This is a genomic window from Streptomyces azureus, from assembly GCF_001270025.1.
GTDB classification, from domain to species: Bacteria; Actinomycetota; Actinomycetes; order Streptomycetales; family Streptomycetaceae; genus Streptomyces; species Streptomyces azureus.
Genome location: NZ_DF968324.1, coordinates 1 through 16602 on the forward strand (window position 1 = coordinate 1; position 16602 = coordinate 16602).

The window sequence follows — 16602 nt, forward strand, 5'->3', positions numbered from 1 at the left end:
GGTTTGGGGTGCGCTTCACCCGGGGTGATGGGCGGTGGGTGCGGGAGGGACCGGTGGGGTGGGGTGGCCCCGGCCGTTGGGGTCGCCCGGGGTGGTGTCTGGTCGGTCCGGGGGGGGAACGGTCGGTCGGCTGTGGCCGGTACCTGGTCGGTCCGGGGGCGATGGGCGGTGGGCGCGAGCGAGACCGGTCGTGTGGGTTCGTGTCGGACGTCGGGGCCGCCAGGGGTGGGGGCCGGGCGGCTCGGGGTGGAGTCCTCGGGCTGGGTCTCAGGTTTGGCGGCGGCGGGCGATGGCTCGCCGCAAGGCCTCGCGGAGGGCGGGGGACGGGCGGGGGCTGTCGGGCCTCGCGCTGGCCGTTACGGCGGCGGCCACGTCGCGGAGCTTGGTGTTGGACAGCTGGGAGGTCTCGCGGAGGATGTGCCAGGCCTCGTCGGACGTGCAGCCGTGGCTGGCCATGAGGATGCCCCGGGCCTGGTCGATGACCGGGCGGGAAGCGATGGCCTGGCGGAGCTGCTCGACCTCCTCCTGGAGGACGTGCAGGCGCTCCGAGCGTTCCAGGGCGACCGCGGAGGAGACCGGGGCCGACGGCTGGGCGGGCTCGGGGTCGGGGCGGGGCGCGGGACGCAGGGGGTCGGTCGTGTCCAGGCCCGCCAGTTCCAGGATCCGGCGCGGCTGGCCGTTCCAGTTGGTGGTCGTGACCGTCACGAATCGTTGCCGGGCGAAGTCGCCCAGTACGTCGAGGAACTGCAGACCCGCCGTGTCCATGAAGTGCACGCCCTTCATGTCCAGGTCCACCCGGGTGATCGTGGGCGGCAGCTCGGCCAGGGTCCTGGCCAGAGTTTCCGCGCAGCCGTGAACCAGCTCACCGCACGGGGTGAGATCAGCCCGGTCCGCGCCCACGCGGCCACTGATGACCAGTGTGTTCAACCCTCCTGTGCGATGTGGTGATGCCGCTGACGTCATGTCACCGCCTTTGTCTTCGTCGGTCGTGTTCCTCCTCGCGGGAACTGCACGACGTCACTCGCCCCCGTCGACGTCGGTGTGAGATGCGCCTGCCCGCCGTACGGCGTGCTACACACCACTGCGGGGAATGAGATTCTCCCGGATGGGTACCAGCGCTGTGGTCCACAAGCGTGGGGAGAGGGGCTTGAACACTCAGTATCGGGTGCCGGCCGCCGGGGCCTGTGGTTCCGTGCCGGGCCTGGCGGTGTTCCCGTTGGCCGGGCGGCAGGGTGTCCGGGCGGCGGGCGAGGTCGTCCTGACGACACGTGCGATCTGGGAAGGCGTACTGGAGCAGGCCGTTCGCGAGGATGAGGACGTGTACTACCTTGAGTTGTCCGACGTGACGTTCGTCGACGTCGCGGGCGCGGGTGCGCTCGCGGCTGCCGCCGGGCAGCTCGGGGACGGCCGGCGGTTCGTGGTGCGACGTCCGCCGCCGGCCCTGCGGCGGACGCTGGACCTGCTGTGGCCCGACCATGCCGGGATCGAGGTATCGGTGTCATGACGGCTGCCGTGGCCGAACCCTTCGGACCCCTCGAGCCCTTCGTCCATCCCGCGCTCTTCTACCGCGACGAGGACGAGTACCTCGGCGTCACCGTGCCCTTCGTACGCGAGGGCCTGGCGGCCGGCGACCCCGTGGCGGTCGCGGTGCCCGGCAAGAACCTCGCGCTGATCCGGGACGCCCTGGGCGAGGCCGCCGAGGCGGTGCGGCTGCTGGACATGTGTGAGGCCGGCCGCAACCCCGGGCGGATCATCCCCGGTGTGCTACGCGCGTTCGCAGACGCCCAGCCGCCCGGACGCCGGGTGCGGATCATCGGCGAGCCCATCTGGGCCGGGCGCTCCGACACGGAGTACCCCGCGTGCGTCCAGCACGAGGCGCTCATCAACGCGGCCTTCGGGGGCCGTACGGCGACCATCCTGTGTCCGTACGACGTCGAGCGGCTCCCCGAACACGTCCTCGCCGACGCCTACGCCACCCACCCGACCGTCATCCCCTCCGGCTCCCGGCTGGAGCAGGGCAGTGACGCGTACGCCCCCGAGGACGTCGTCGCCCGCTACAACGAGGCGCTGCCGCCCGTGCCGGACGCGCTGACGTTCGCCTTCGACTCCGGCTCGCTCTCCCAGGCCCGGCACGTGGCCGTCGGAGAGGGCACGCGGCTCGGACTCACCGGCGTCAAGCTGGACGACCTGGCCCTCGCCACGGCCGAGCTCACCACCAACAGCGTGGTTCACGGCGGCGGTTCCGGGGTGCTGCGGGTGTGGACCGAGGACGGGTACGTGGTGTGCGAGGTGCGCGACGAAGGACGGCTCGCGGACCCTCTGGCCGGACGCCGGCCCGTGCCCCGCGACCAGCGCGGCGGGCGGGGACTGCTGCTGGTGAACCTCATCGCCGACCTGGTGCGGGTGCACCGGGGAGACGACGGGACGACCGTGCGCTGCTGGTTCGCCCGCTGAGGGCTTCGCCCCGCCGGCCGCTCAGGATCCCAGCGGGTCCAGCGTGAGCGGTTCGATCCTGCCCTCCAGCATCGCGCCGAGACCCTGCACGGCGCACACGTCCGGCCGCTCGGCGATGTGCACGGGCATACCGGTCGCCTGACGCAGCATCTGGTCCAGACCAGGCAGCAGCGCACTGCCGCCGACCATCATGATCCCCCGGTCGGCGAGGTCGGCGACCAGGTCGGGCGGGCAGGCCCGCAGCACCTTGCCGATGCCGTCCAGGACGGCGGTCAGCGGCGTCTGGATGGCGTCCCGCACGGCGGCGGTGTCGACCTGGACGGAGCGGGCGAGGCCGGTGGCGACGTCCCGCCCGTGGATCTCCGTCGAGGCCGGGCCGTGCGGGGTGAGGCCGTTGCCGGACAGGGCGAGCTGCAACGGCCGTACCGACTGGCTGGGCAGAATCAGCTCGTGCTCGTGGCGCAGGTGCTGCACGATCGCGTTGTCGACGGCCTCGCCGCCCACCGGCATGCGCTCGGCGGTGACGATCGACCCGAGGGAGAGCACGGCCACCTGCGTCGCCGCGGCACCGCACACCATGATCATGGTGGCCTCGGGCTGCTCCACGGGCAGTCCGCAGCCGAAGGCGGCGGCGATCAGCGTGTCGACCAGCTCCACGCGACGTGCCCCGAGACCGACCAGCGTCTCGATGGCGGCGCGCTGGGCGAGCGGGTCGGCGTCGTGCGGGATGCAGGCCGCGGCGCGCAGGATCGGCTTGCGGCGCAGGCTGCGGCGCATCTTGTCGCCGAGCAGGTGCCGCAGCATGCGTTGCGCCATCTCGATGTCGACGACGGTGCCGCCGGAGACCGGATGTACCACCCGGATGTAGTCCGGTGTGCGGCCCGTCATCCTCTCCGCGAGCTCGCCGACCGCGATCAGCGCGCCGTTGCGGGTGTTCACGGCCGCGGCGGACGGCTGGTCGACGACGAGCCCGGCGCCCTTGACGTAGACGCGTGTGCGGGCCGCCCCCAGGTCGACGGCGAAGTGGCAGCGGCGCAACCGCTCCAGACTGGCGGTCATGGCAGGTCCTCCCGAGAGCACAGACCGTGGGAGGCCGCCAGGTGGCGGGCCTCGCAGACGTGGGGCCGCCGGGCGGCGGGCCTCCCTCGCATCGTGCGCGGGAGGGGACGGGGGCGCCTTTCTGAGGGGGCCGGGCGGGTCGCCGCCGAACGGGCGGTTGTGCCTCACCGGGCCTGGAGGGAGCGTGCTGCCTCCAGGAGCGGTGCCAAGGAGGTGACGGTGGTCTCGCAGCCCGCCTCGTCGAGCTGCCGGGCGGCGGTGGTGTTGCGGGCGAGGCCGACGAAGCGCACCCCTGCCTGCTGGGCGGCGGTGAGTTCGGCGACCGTGGAGCCGATCAGCACGCCGGTCGCGGCGGCGCCGCCGGAGGAGTGCATCGCGCGCAGGAGGCAGTCGGGGTGCGGGGTCAGCAGGGTGAGGTCCGCGCCGCGGGCGTGGATGCCGGCCAGGGGGAGGCCGTAGGGCTCCAGGTAGCGGTGCACGGCCGGTGCGCTGACGTCCGAGACCACGCTCACGCGGCGGCCGGAGCCGTGCAGGGCCCGGACCAGCGGCACGGAGTTGTGGGTCGTCGGCGCGTCGGGGACCGCGCGCAGTTCGATCGCGTCGAGACGGTCGCGGAGCAGCGGGCCGAGCCGGTCCTGGGCGAAGGCCCGCAGGACGTCGAGCGGATGCGGGAACGCCTCCCGTGCCGCGGTGACGGCCAGAGGCGGGCCTGTCGGGGCGTCCTGCGGGTCGCGGTGCTCGGCGACCAGGGCGAGCAGCTCGAGCGCGGCCTCGCGGGCGGCGGTCGCCGAGAACAGCCGGGCCATGGGGCCGTCGAAGCCGAGCAGGACGGTCTCGGCCTCGCCGAGGAGAGCGGACAGCGGGCGCTCCGTGGGGACCGGGCCCCGTCCGGGCAGGGCCGCGCCCTCCGGGGCCAGCTGCACCGACGCCGCCACCGACAGGCCCGGCACCGGCCACCTGCGCAGCCCGGCGTTGACCCCTCGCTGGGCCGCGCCCGCCCGGCGCAGCGGGTGGCGGCGGGTGATACGGCCCGCCTCCTCCAGCAGATGGCCGAGCAGCGGCTCGGAGACCCGGGTGACGTCGGCGCGCACGAAGGCGACCGGGTCGTCCACCCGCCAGGACAGTTCGACCGCGGCGGCGAAGGCGCCCTTGCCGGAACTCGGCAGGGAGACCCAGTGGTGGGACTGGTGGGTGGTGAGGTCCACCTCGTAGTACGTCACGAGGCTCGGCTGCCGGTCGCCGTGCGGCTGAGCGGGGTTGAGGAGGGTGAGCGGGCCGTCGGGCTGGGTGTGGACGACGGCCGTGCGGCCCGGGGCAGGTATCCCGAGCCGGCGCAGGTCGTGCGTGATGAAGGGGCCCCGCACCAGGTCGCGGGCCTCGGGTTCGGGGGCGGCCGTGGAAGGGGACAGCGGGCAGTACCAGGCGACGGGCGGGGTGTCCGTGGCGCCGCCCCGGTAGAGGGGCTGGAAGCGCTGCGGCCCCTGTGCCGCCGAGCTGCCGGCGAACTGCTCGTACACGTCCGGCGAGAGGACCACCTGGATGTCGGCGGGCACGTGCGGTGCCTCCGGCGGCGGGGTGGGCCGGTCCCAGAACGTCACGGTCAGACGCGGCGGATCCACCAGTCCGGTGAACACCTCGGGCAGCCCGCGCAGGACCGCGACCAGCACGGGGAGCACATAGGTGCCCGGTTCGGCGTGGACGACGTAACCGTTGTCGCGGACCCGCACGTCGAACTGGGACGCGGTGAGGGCGCCGCGGGAGAGCATCTCGTGCACCGCGTACTCGAGGGTGATACGGGCCTCGGGGCGGCCGGTGAGGTCGTCGGCCTCGAACAGGATCGTGGGGGTGGCCGACTGGCGGCGGCTGGACTCCAGGTCCTCCAGGGTGGCGAGGAGTTCCAGCCGGCGGGCGCGCAGGTCCTCGCGGGTGGCTGCCGCGGCCGGGCCGGGGACACCCTCCAGGGGATCCCCCTGCCAGAGGCTGAGGGCGCGCCGGATTTCGGCCGGGTCGCCGCGGTCGCCGCTGAGGATTTCCTCGCAGTGGGTCACGTCGACCCAGACGTCCGGCACGTGCAGGGCGTACGCGCTGGAGAAGCTGACAAGACCACCCGTGGGCAGCACCTGCCGTACCTCCGCTGCCAGACGGCCGATGCGGTGGGCGGCCTCGCTCTCCGCCACGGGCTCCTCCCACAGCCCCCTGGCCAGCTCTGCGTGGGTCACGCGCCGTCCATGGCGGAGCAGGAGCATGGACAAGAGCGCCTGGGCTTCCGGTGAGGGAGCCTCGATGTCGGCCGTGCCGTCGCTGATGCGCAGCGGTCCGAGCAGGGTGAAATAGCGCGGCGGCGGCCACGGGGCCGTCGCGGGCAGGCCGGCCGCGTAGGCGGCGGCTTCGGGCAGCCTGCGCTGGTCGATCAGGTCGAGAAGCTCCTGGTGCTCGGCGGGAACCCAAGCGCCGGCGGCCAACTGCTTGAGCAGCCACCGGAACTCGGCGACGTCCGACTCGGGGCCCTTGCCCCGGGACTCCTCGCCCAGGGCGAACCGGCTCAGCATCACGGTGCCGTCGGGCCGCAGCAACAGTCCCGCGGGCCCGCGCTCCCCGCGCACCAGACCGTGCGAGTGGAGGGCTTCGAGACCGGCCATGCCCTGGCACACCAGGCGGGCGAACGTCCGGAAGGAGACGCCCGAGAGCACCTCGGACAACGTCAGGCCGTCCACGAACTCCGTCACCAGGTAGGGCGCGTCGTCCTCCACCCCGAAGTCGAGTACCCGCACCACATGCGGATCGTCGACGCCGGCCAGCGCGCGCGCCTCCCTCAGGAACCGCTCGTGCGGCGCGGGCTGGCCGCGATACCGGCGTACGACCACCCGCCGGTCCGTGCGGACATCCACGGCCGTGCACACCCGTCCGTTCCGCCCTCGCCGCCCGACCAGCCGGTACCGCCCTCCGATCAGGCTCTCCCCTGACTCCCCGCCCAGCCGCCGTACCGTCTCCTCGCTCACCGTCGCGAACGCCGTGCCGGAGGCGTCGCGTTCGCGCGTCGTCTCGGCACGGAACTCGCCGGCCGCCAGGCCTGCCCGTTCGTCGATCAGGCCTCCGACCTGCTCGAGCAACTCGCGGGTACGGCTCCGGGTCGTGCGGGGGAGGGAGCGCAGGAGCAGTTCCCGTACGCCGGGGCGGAACTCGTAGGAGCCGGGCGGGCCCGGGACGGCGGTGAGCATGCCGCTGAGGATCACCTCGGCGAGGTGCTGGGGGCGCGGGTCGCGGTCCACGGCACGCTGCACGAGGCGCATCACCGGGACCGAGGGGACCGCCAGCGCGAGGTGCCCGGCGAGCCGGAAGGCCTCCGGCGACGCGGTCGCGCGGAAGCGCAGCACCAGGTCCTCGGCGGAGGAGCCGGCGACGTCCGGGGTCGGCTCCGCGGGTGGTGCGGGAGCGGGCGGCAGCCAGGCCGCCGCGCCCTGGGTGCGTGCGCCGCCCGGGCCGGCGACCAGGGCCGCCCAGTGGGCGAGCCAGGGGGCGCCCGGCTCCAGGACCGGCAGGGCCAGGGCCCGGTCCGGGGGCGGGGCGGTGTCGTACGGGGTGAAGGCCAGGGCCGCCGAGGGCGCCGCCGTGGCCGGGGACGTCAGCAGGCCCGGCTCGGCGGGCAGCGCGGTCGAGGACCACAGGTGCTCCGGGAGGGGCTGGACCACGGCGAGCGGCAGGTGGCGGGCCCAGTGGCGCAGGGTGCGGTACCAGCGGTCGCCCGCCTCGCCCGGACGCCACTGCGGGCCCATGCAGTCGCTGATCACGAGGGTGACGGTGCGGCCGTCGTCGAGGACGGGGACGTGGCGGGCCCGGCCGTCCGGGGTCGCCGGGTGCAGGGTGACCGTACGGAAGATGCCCGACTGGGCGAGGGCGGTGTGCAGTTCGCTCACCAGGGGGCGCCAGACCGGCATGGTGGGGCCGGTGTCGTGCACGAGGTTCAGGCGCAGCCAGCGGTCGGGGGCCGGGCGCAGGACCGGGAGCCATACGTCGGGGTGGGCGCCGAGCCGGGCGATGCGGTCGGCCGTCGCCCGCTCGTCCAGCACCCGGGCGTGCGGGGAGGGCACCTTGCGCTTCAGCGGGCGCAGTGCGCGCTGGAGCGCGAGGGGATGGGGCAGCATCGGGGGCGCGGGGGCGAGGAGGGGGGATCCGCCGCCGCCCGGGGAGTCGTGCCGGTGGTGCGAGGAGCGTGGGGCGGGCAGGGACAGAGGGACGCGGTCGGGGGTGTGGCGGACCGGCTCCGGCTCCGGTTGCGGCGGCACGGGGACGGGGGTTTCCGCCTCCGCAGGGGTGTTTCCCTCGTGTGCGGACGGGGTGTCGCCGTCGCCGGGCTCCCCCGAAGGCTCCTCCTCCTGCCGGTCCGGGGCCAACTGGGCGGCCATCCACAGCAGTTCGGCAAGCTCCCGCGGCGTCGGCGGCGCGCCGGCCGCGGACAGGGCCGCGGCCAGCCGGGCGACCGGGGACGGCCCGCTGCCGTGGTCAGAAACCATCGCCGTCGGCCGTCGCGCTGAGGTACGGCATCAGCTGCTCGGCGAGGTCGTCCCGGGACTCGGCGTCGAGGCCCGCGACTCCCGTGAGGTAGAGGGCGTTCAGCAGCTGGTCGGTGGCGAGTTCGCCGCCGCCCGCCCGCTCCAGGAAGCGGGTGATCAGACGGTCCGCGTGACCGTCCGGGGTGTCGAGGTGGGCGCGGACGATGTCGGTGAGCTGGTCCCGGTCGGGGCGGCGCAGCTTCAGCCGGACGCAGCGGCGCAGGAAGGCGGGCGGGAACTCGCGTTCGCCGTTGCTGGTCAGCACGACGAACGGGAAGGCCCGGCAGCGTACCCGGCCGCGGTGGACGGCGACCGGGGTGTCCGTGCCGTCCGCGAGGACCTCGGCCGCGCCGTCGCCGCAGTGGCGGGCGGCACGGACCAGTTCCGGGATCTCGTACTGGCCCTCCTCCAGGACGTTCAGCAGGTCGTTCGGCAGGTCGAGGTCGCTCTTGTCGATCTCGTCGACGAGCAGGGCGCGGGGCCGGTCGTAGGGGAGCAGGGCCGTGCCGAGCGGGCCAAGGCGGAGGTGGTCCTCGACGTCACCGGCGGAACGGCCGGGCCCGTCCCGCCGCTCCCGGGCCGCGTACAGCCGGGACAGCGGGTCGTACTGGTACAGGCCGTCGGCGAGGGTGCTGCGGCTGGTGATGTTCCAGCGCAGGACCGGGCCGAGGCGCAGCTCGCGCGCCACCGCGTACGCGAGTGAGGACTTGCCGGTGCCGGGCGGGCCGGTGACGAGCAGGGGGCGGCGCAGGCAGAGCGCGGCGTTGACGAGCCGGACGCTCTCCGGGGTGGCCACGTACGACTTCGCCCGGTGCGCGCGGTCGGGGGAGACGGCCGACGCGTCGTCGCCGTCCTCGGGCGGCGGCAGGACGGGCCCGCCGTCGAAGGCACGCCAGGGCGGTGGGGCGGGGAGGTCGTCGATGCCGTCGTGCGGCTCGTTGCTGCCGGTGTAGACGGACCAGTGCGGCATGGGGGATGGTCTCCGCTCTCCGTTTTCGAGCTGGTGGTTCTCAGGTGCGCCGGGCCGGGTCCGCGGTGGGTCAGGCCACCGGGGTCCGGGCGTGGGCCGCGGCGACGGCGTGCGGGTCGGTGAAGACGCGCGGGTCGTCCCAGAGCAGCTGGATGCCGTGGGCCCAGTGCTCGTCCTCGGCGTCGGCCTCCTCGCGCAGGGCCAGGACCTGCCGGGGAAGTTCGGCGGGCGGTACGGCCGTGAGGCAGGCGTCGAGCGCGTCGAGGAAGGCCTTGCCGGTGCAGCCGTCCGTTCCGGAGCAGTCCTCCTGTCCCGAGCCGCAGCCGTCGCGCGACCACACGATCACCGGGGCCGGCGCCGTGAGCGAGGTGTCGAAGTGCGGCCGGGTGCGGGAGGCGGCCGGGGCGGTGCCGAACCCGGCGAGGCAGGCGTCGGGCCGTCGCAGGCGCATCCGCAGCCGCCCGGGCTCCTCCGGCCCGCCGCACTCCACGCGGTGCATCCGCGCGCCGGGCAAGGAGTCCAGGCGCTTCCAGGCCCGGGTCAGGACATGCCGGGTGCTGGCCTTGCGCCGGGCGTGGTCGGTGACGACCAGCGGGTAGACGCAGCCGAGCGGGGTGGCGTCGTCAGGGGCGCTCTCCCAGCGGTCGACGGGCCAGTCCAGCCAGTCCCGGGGCAGCGCGAACGCTACCAACTCGTCGGCGCCGGGCGTCAGATACCGGAAGGCCGCCTCGATACGGTCCCGCACGTATGCCCGCAGCCGGTGCTGCTCGACCGTGCCGGAGTCCACCGGGTGACGCCGCCCCTCGCTGTACGCGGACACCTCGACGCGGACCAGGCCGTCGCCCGCGCCGCTGTGCCCGAGTTCGACGAGGATGGGCGACCAGTCGGGCGCCGAAGGCTCCACGACAGGGGTGTGCAGCAGGGCCTGAAGCCGGTCGGCGAACCGGGACACCGTCCGCGCCGCGCCCGGGCCGTCCAGTTCGCACAGCACGAACAGGGCCGCCGACCAAAGCGAGTCGAACCCCTCCTCGGGCGGCGGCGGATCGAACGGGTCGGCCGCCGCGGTGTAGAGCCGGACCGGGTCGCAGTCCACGCCGGCGCGGGCCGCCTTCTCGACCAGGGCACGCAGCCGGGCCCGGTCGGCGGTGGTGTGGTCGGAGGTGGGGACCAGACTCTGGAGTGCGGGCCAGTAGCGGGCCATCACCTGGGTGGGCATCATCCGGCCGTTGCGCACGTCCCGGGTGCCGGCCGCCGCCGTGACCATGCCGACGACCTCGCCGGTGTCGGCCAGGGCGACGGCGGCCCCGCTGAAGCCGGGGGCCAGGGACTGACCGCCCGGGTGCCAGGCCTCCAGCTGGATCCACTCCCGTTTGATCAACTGGGGTGCGGTGACGCGGTATTCGGCGAGGGTGCCCTCGTCGAAGCCGGCCGGGAAGCCGTAGACGACGAGCTTGCGCGGTGCCGTGCCGTGCGCGGCGTCGACCGGGGCCAGCGCGGCCGGGGCGATGGGCATCTCCCGGTCGAGTTCCAGCACGGCGAGGTCGCCGAGGTCGGTGCTGGAGCCGGTCCAGCCGCCGTGGGCGACCACCCGGGCGGGCACGGGCGGGGAGCCGGGCCGCTCCGTGAAGGTCACCGTCAGGCCCTCGCCGTCCCCCACGACGTGGGCGCACGTCAGCACCGTGCCGGGCGCGACCAGGAAGCCCGCTCCGGCCACCCGGCCCCGTAACTCGATCCGGGCGTGCCACTCGGCGCTGTTCAGGGCGCTCACCAGTGCGCTGTCCACGGCGCTGTTCATGACGCGGCGCCGGCCTCCGGGGCGGAGGGGGCTTCCGGTGTGGATGGGGACACCGGTGTGGACCGGCCCACGGGCGTGGCCGTTGTCTCCGGCGCGGACGGCGACCAGGACAGCTTGACCACCAGATGGCCCTCGGCGGTGCCCTTGGCGATGAACGCGCCCGTCTCCGCGGACAGTTTCACTCCGAACTCGATCTCCACGCCGTCGGGCTTCAGCGAGCCGTCCCGGAACACCCGCAGCGCGGACTCCGCCGCCGAGCGCACCCCGTCCAGGGCGCCCTCGAAGGTGCGGGTCGCCTGGACCGTGCCGTCGCCGCGGGAGACCAGGCGGGAGCCGGACCGCTCCTCCACCGCCTCGACCGCGACCACGGCACCGTCACCGGTCCTGAATTCGACCAACCCGTCCACGACACCCCCGTCGTCCCACAGCACTGAGCGTTTCCGTTGTTACGGAAGGTACTTGATGTCGCGTGGGGCATCCACCGAACTCAGGGTCCCACGGTCCCCCGGATCACCCCCAGTTCCACCAGATCCTGCGGCCGGATGCGCAGCTGGTCCGCCGTCGCCTCCACCTCGCGCGGCGGCCGCTTGAGGATGGCCGCCGCGAGCTCCGGTGCGATCACCGAGAAGTAACTGTCCGGGGTGGCCCAGGTGTTGCCGGGCGCGGCCAGAGCCAGCGCGCCGCCGGAGCCGCCCTCGCCGATCACCAGCGTCGTCACCGGGGTGCGCACGCCCGCCACCGCACCGAACAGGTCCGCGATCGCGGCGCCCGCGCCCTGCCGCTCCGCCTCCGCGTCGTTGGCGGCGCCCGGGGTGTCGACGAGCGTCAGCACCGGGATGCCCAGGCGGTCCGCGAGGCGGATCAGACGGGCGGCGGTGCGGTAGCCGGCGGGGCGGGTCGCGGTCCCGGTCTGGGCGGCGTACGCGACCGTACGGCCCTCGTGCGTGCCGAAGCCGCACAGCATGCCGTCCGGGTCCGTGCCACCGCAGCGGTCGCCGCTGATCGCGACCCGGTCGGAGAAGTAGGCGTCCAAGTAGGCGGCGGCGCGCGGGCGCCGGGGCGAGCGGGCGCGCCGGACGGCGTCCCAGCCGGTGGCGGGCAGGCCCGCGTCGTCGCCGAGCGGTTCGGGCGGCGGGGCCGGCGTGCCGGACGGGCACGTCAGCAGCCGCAGCCACCGGCCCAGCGCTTCCCGCAGCTCCTCCGGCCGTACGACCGCGTCCGCCGCCCCCGCCGCGACCTGCGCCTCGGCCGTGTACGCCGCCGGGTCCGCGTCCGCCGGACGCACCCGGGAGCCGGCGAAGCCGACCTGGGCCCCGGGCAGCGCGAGGACCACGTCGGCGCCCGCGCCCAGGGTGGCCCAGCCGCCCCCGGTGGTCGGGTCACGCAGCACGGCGACCTGCACGAGACCCGCCTCCCTGGTGAGCGCCGACTGACGGGCGACCCGCTGGAGCTGGGTCAGGGCGAGCATGCCCTCCTGCATCCGGCTGCCGCCGGTGGCGACCAGCGGCACGACCGGGAGGCGGTGCTCACGGGCGTAGGTGTACGCCGCCTCCAGCCGCTCACCGGTGCGCTCGCCCAGGGAGCCGCCGAGGAAACCGAACTCGAACGCGATCAGCACGGCCCGGGTGCCGCCGACGCGGGCGGTGCCGCAGACCACGGACTCCTGCTCGCCGGTGCGTTCGGCGGCACGGGCGCGGGAGGCGTCGTAGCCGGGCCAGGAGAGCGGGCCGTCCGGCCTGGACTCGCTTATGGCGACGGGCAGTTTGGTGAAGGTGGCGTCGTCGGCGAGAGCGCCGACGACCGCGCGGGCCGAGAGGCGCTCAGTCGCGGAGACGTGCTCAGTCGGGAGGTGCTCAGTCATGGGGCAGCGCCCGCTTCATGATCTTCCCCATGTCGTTGCGGGGCAGGGCGTCCAGGTGGTGGACGACCCGGGGGCGCTTGTGCGGGGCGAGACGCTGGGCCACGTGATCCGCCAACTCGTCGAGCGACGGCGGGGACTGGGGCTCCGCCGGGACGATCCACGCCACGATCCGCTCGCCCAGGTCGGCGTCCGGCTCCCCGGTGACGGCGGCCTCCCGCACCCCCGGGTGTTCCAGGAGCGCGTTCTCGATCTCACCCGCCCCGATCTTGTATCCGCCGCTCTTGATCAGGTCGGTGGCCTTGCGGCCGACGATCCGGACATAGCCGTCGGGGTCGCGCACCGCCATGTCGCCGGTGCGGAACCAGCCGTCGGCGGTGAAGGCGGCGGCGGTGGCGTCGGGCCGGTTCAGATACTCGGTGAACAGGTTCGGGCCGCGCACCTGGATCTCGCCGACGGACTCGCCGTCGTACGCGGTGATCTCCGAGCCGTCCTCCTCGACCAGCCGCAGCTCCACGCCCGGCAGCGGCACACCGACCGTGCCCGGGCGGGCCTCGCCGTCGGCACGGACGCTGGTGTTCATCAGCGTCTCCGTCATGCCGTAGCGCTCGATCACCCGCCGCCCGGTCGCCGTCGCGATCCGCCCGTGGTCGTGCACGGGCAGCGCGGCGGAACCGGACACCAGCAGCCGCGCCCCGGTCAGCGCCTTCACCAGCTCCGGGTCGCCGGTCACCGCCTCCGCGATCCGGTGGTACATCGTCGGCACGCCGAACAGCATGGTCGCCCCGGTGTTCAGCTCCCGGGCGACGCCCTGCGTGCTGAAACGGCCCAGGTGCCGCACCGAGCCGCCGCGCCGCAGCGGGCCGAGGGTGCCCAGGACCAGGCCGTGCACATGGAACAGCGGCAGTCCGTGGACGAGTACGTCGTCGCCGGTCCACTGCCACGCGTCGGCCAGCGCGTCCAGGGTCGAGGCGATCGCCCGGCGCGGGATGACGGCACCTTTGGGCGGGCCGGTGGTGCCGGAGGTGTAGACGATCAGTGCCGGGTCGGACTCGTCGGCGTGCTCCTCGGGGGCCGGGCCGCTGCCGTGCACGTCGACGTCGAGTCGGGGCAGGCCCCGTACGGGGGCGGGGAGTTGGTCGTCCGGGGCTGTGAGCACCAGGTCGGGTGCGCTGTCGGACAGGATGTGCCCGAGCTCCTTCTCGCCCGACTTCGGGTTGAGCGGCACGGCGGGCACGCCGGCCAGCAGCGCGGTGACCACGGCGACGGCGGTCTCCATCGTGGGCGTCGCCCACACGGCGACCCGGCGGGCCCCCTGGACGCGTCCGGCCGTCGCACCGGCCGCGGCGGCGAGCTGCGCGTAGGTCAGGGAGCGCTCGCCGAAGCGGAGGGCGGGGCGGTCGGCCGGGGTTTCGGTCAGGGCCGGGAAGAGGGGGGTCACGCGTCACATCTCCTTAGCTGTTGCCTGCGGTTGTCCGTAGGTGACCGGGGCACTAGCCCCAGCCGGGCACGACCATCACCAGCCACGCCGCCGCCGGTACGACCGCCACCACGATCCCTCCGTACACCATCAGCTGCCGGAAGAAACGTTCGCGGTCGACGTCCGGGGCGGCGGCCAGGACCAGTGCGCCGTTCGTGGAGAACGGGCTCACGTCCACGACAGTCGCCGACACGGCCAGTGCGGCCACCATGCCGATCGCGCCGATCTCGCCCCGTTCCAGGAACGGCACGGCCAGGGGGATCAGGGCGCCCATGATTCCCACGGAGGAGGCGAACGCGGAGACGAGTGCGCCGATGTAGCAGAGCAGTACTGCTGCCAGCAGGGGGAGGCCGATGTTGCCTACGCCCTCGCCTGCCCAGGTGATGGTGCCCATCTCGTCGAGGACGCCTACGTAGGTGAGGACGCCGCAGATGAGGAGAACCGTCGGCCAGGCGATTTCGCCCACTGCCTTGCGGCTGTCTTCCGGCCACAGTGTGCTGAGGACCACTGCGAGGGTGATTGCGGTGAGGCCGGCGTCCAGGTCGAAGCCGAGTACGGCGACTACCAGGGCGAGGAGGGAGGCGAGGGTTGCGACGCGGGCCGGGGTGAGGCTGGTCGTTTCCGGGCTCAGCGTGCCGGTTGCCGAGGCCGGGTCTGTCCGCAGCCCGGCGGAGCGGGGTGCCGCTCCCTGTGGGACGGGTGCCGCCCCAGCGGCACGGCTGCCCGCAGCTGGGGCGGGACTGCCGCCGTCGTCGCCCGAGCCGCCGTCACGTTCGTCCACCGCCCCCTGCGCCCACAGCTTCAAGCCGCCGCACACCACGAACACCACCCCCGCGATGACCAGGTTCGCGGCGAGGGACGCCACGAACAGGACCACCTCGTTGCCGGGGAGGCTCTCCCGTTCGACGATGCCGTTGACGATCGAGCCGTAGATGCTGATCGGGGAGAAGCCGCCGGCCTGGGCGCCGTGGACCACCATCGCGCCCATCAGCAGCGGGCTGATCCCGTACCGGGCGGCGAAGCTCAGCGCGACCGGCGCGACGATCGCCACCGCGGCCGGGCTGACCGCGCCGATCGCCGTGAGGGCGCCGGTCAGCGCGAACATCACCCAGGGGATGAGCGCCACCCGCCCCCGCACGAGCCGGACGGCGGCGTGCACCAGCCAGTCGGTGGTGCCGTTGGCGCGGGCGATCGCGAAGAGGTACGTGACGCCGACCAGGACGACGAACAGGTCGCCGGGGAAACCGGCGAAGATGCCGTCCGCGTCGAGATCGGCGACGAGCCCGCCGACCCCGAAGGCGGCGGCGAAGGCGAGCGCGCCCATGTTGACGGAACGGGTGGTGGCGATGACGAACACCACGACGAGGACGAGGATCGAGATGAGTTCGGGGGACATACGGGCTCCCGTCTTTGGGCCCCGGAGCGGCTGGGAGCACCCAGGAGAGTGGTCGAGTGGCTGAACCACTTGAGGTGCGTTGGCTGAACAGCGTGGGTCCGGCTCGGGCGCCCGTCAAGGGGTCGCGCGAGAATTGGTTCAGCCACTCCGCCACTGAGAGGCGCCGGTGTTACGCTCCCGGCGAGAGGGGGACCCCGTGACCGACGCCCTGCGCCCCATGACGAAACAGCGCCTCTACGAACAGGTGCTGGAGCGGCTGCGTCAGTACGTCGCCGAGGGCGGCCTGCGGGCCGGCGACCGGCTGCCGCCCGAGCGCGATCTGGCCCAGCGGCTCGGGGTGAGCCGCGCCTCGGTGAAGCAGGCGATCGTGGTGCTGGAGGTCCAGGGCCTGGTCGAGGCCCGGCACGGGGGTGGCACGTACCTCGTGCGCGACAGCCTCGACACCGAGCCGGTCGAGCGGATGGTGGAACGCCGCCGGCGCCTGCCCGACGTACTGGAGGCCCGGGAGGCGCTGGAGACGAAGCTCGCCGAACTGGCCGCGGAGCGGCGCTCGGAGGAGGACCTGGACGCGATGCGCTCGGCGCTCGCGCACATGTCGGAGGAGATCGCGGCGGGCGGTCACGGCGTCGAGGGCGACCGGCTGTTCCACGCGGCCGTGACGGCGGCGGCCCACAGCGGTCTGCTCGCGGAGTTCATGCGCTCCATCACCGAGCAGATCGCCGAGAGCCGCACCGAGTCCCTCCGCCAGCCCGGCCGCCCGTCCCGCTCCCTCTCCCAGCACCAGGCCATCCTGGACGCGATCGCCGCACAGCAGCCCCGCCGGGCGGCCACGGCCATGCGACGCCACGTCCGCACGGTGGCGAAGGTGCGGTTGCTGGACTGGGAGCCGGAGGAGTCCTAGTGTCCCGGCAAGCAACGTTCGCCCCGTCGCGACGCCCGGCACGCCTCTCTCGCCGCACCGGCCGAAAGCCCGAGTACATCCATTACGAGGGCTTCCGGCCGGCACTCCCCCAAGCTCTTCGAGCAGGGGGTACCCCCAG

Annotated in this window: 12 protein-coding genes; 3 read left to right on the top strand and 9 right to left on the bottom strand. The window is 74.2% G+C overall.

The window, feature by feature from the left end:
• Window positions 1-267: 267 nt before the first annotated feature.
• On the bottom strand, window positions 268-963 hold the full coding sequence (locus tag AOQ53_RS23650) for an ANTAR domain-containing protein (protein ID WP_059420222.1): 696 nt from the start codon (window positions 961-963) through the stop codon (window positions 268-270).
• A gap of 184 nt (window positions 964-1147) precedes the next feature.
• Between AOQ53_RS23650 and AOQ53_RS23655 the strand changes: the two genes are divergently transcribed.
• Window positions 1148-1504 carry an STAS domain-containing protein gene (locus AOQ53_RS23655; protein WP_059420240.1) on the top strand — a complete coding sequence of 119 codons (357 nt, stop codon included), beginning with the start codon at window positions 1148-1150 and terminating at the stop codon, window positions 1502-1504.
• Window positions 1501-2454: a sensor histidine kinase gene (locus AOQ53_RS23660; RefSeq protein WP_059420224.1), complete on the top strand. Its 954-nt coding sequence runs from the start codon at window positions 1501-1503 to the stop codon at window positions 2452-2454. Before AOQ53_RS23655 ends, AOQ53_RS23660 begins: the two co-directional genes overlap by 4 nt.
• A gap of 21 nt (window positions 2455-2475) precedes the next feature.
• On the opposite strand, the gene AOQ53_RS23665 is transcribed toward AOQ53_RS23660, so the two are convergent.
• The 8 genes from AOQ53_RS23665 to AOQ53_RS23705 form a co-directional block, all read right to left on the bottom strand.
• Window positions 2476-3513: a rod shape-determining protein gene (locus tag AOQ53_RS23665; protein WP_059420225.1), complete on the bottom strand. Its 1038-nt coding sequence runs from the start codon at window positions 3511-3513 to the stop codon at window positions 2476-2478.
• Between the two features lie 164 nt (window positions 3514-3677).
• Complete coding sequence (locus tag AOQ53_RS41515; protein WP_078945461.1) at window positions 3678-8024, bottom strand: SAV_2336 N-terminal domain-related protein; 4347 nt, start codon at window positions 8022-8024, stop codon at window positions 3678-3680.
• Window positions 8014-9033: an AAA family ATPase gene (locus AOQ53_RS23680; protein WP_059420228.1), complete on the bottom strand. Its 1020-nt coding sequence runs from the start codon at window positions 9031-9033 to the stop codon at window positions 8014-8016. The genes AOQ53_RS41515 and AOQ53_RS23680 overlap by 11 nt, the downstream gene beginning before the upstream one ends.
• A 70-nt stretch (window positions 9034-9103) precedes the next feature.
• Window positions 9104-10828 carry a VMAP-C domain-containing protein gene (locus AOQ53_RS23685; protein ID WP_059420230.1) on the bottom strand — a complete coding sequence of 575 codons (1725 nt, stop codon included), beginning with the start codon at window positions 10826-10828 and terminating at the stop codon, window positions 9104-9106.
• Window positions 10825-11235 carry a CU044_2847 family protein gene (locus tag AOQ53_RS23690; RefSeq protein ID WP_059420242.1) on the bottom strand — a complete coding sequence of 137 codons (411 nt, stop codon included), beginning with the start codon at window positions 11233-11235 and terminating at the stop codon, window positions 10825-10827. Before AOQ53_RS23690 ends, AOQ53_RS23685 begins: the two co-directional genes overlap by 4 nt.
• 80 nt (window positions 11236-11315) lie before the next feature.
• Window positions 11316-12689: a carboxyl transferase domain-containing protein gene (locus tag AOQ53_RS23695; protein WP_059420232.1), complete on the bottom strand. Its 1374-nt coding sequence runs from the start codon at window positions 12687-12689 to the stop codon at window positions 11316-11318.
• Window positions 12682-14127: an acyl-CoA synthetase gene (locus AOQ53_RS23700; protein ID WP_059420234.1), complete on the bottom strand. Its 1446-nt coding sequence runs from the start codon at window positions 14125-14127 to the stop codon at window positions 12682-12684. Before AOQ53_RS23700 ends, AOQ53_RS23695 begins: the two co-directional genes overlap by 8 nt.
• 52 nt (window positions 14128-14179) lie before the next feature.
• On the bottom strand, window positions 14180-15562 hold the full coding sequence (locus AOQ53_RS23705) for an SLC13 family permease (RefSeq protein WP_059420236.1): 1383 nt from the start codon (window positions 15560-15562) through the stop codon (window positions 14180-14182).
• A 196-nt stretch (window positions 15563-15758) separates the two neighbouring features.
• Here AOQ53_RS23705 and AOQ53_RS23710 point away from each other — a divergent pair, with 196 nt between their 5' ends.
• On the top strand, window positions 15759-16463 hold the full coding sequence (locus AOQ53_RS23710; protein ID WP_059420238.1) for a FadR/GntR family transcriptional regulator: 705 nt from the start codon (window positions 15759-15761) through the stop codon (window positions 16461-16463).
• The last annotated feature ends 139 nt before the right edge of the window (window positions 16464-16602 follow it).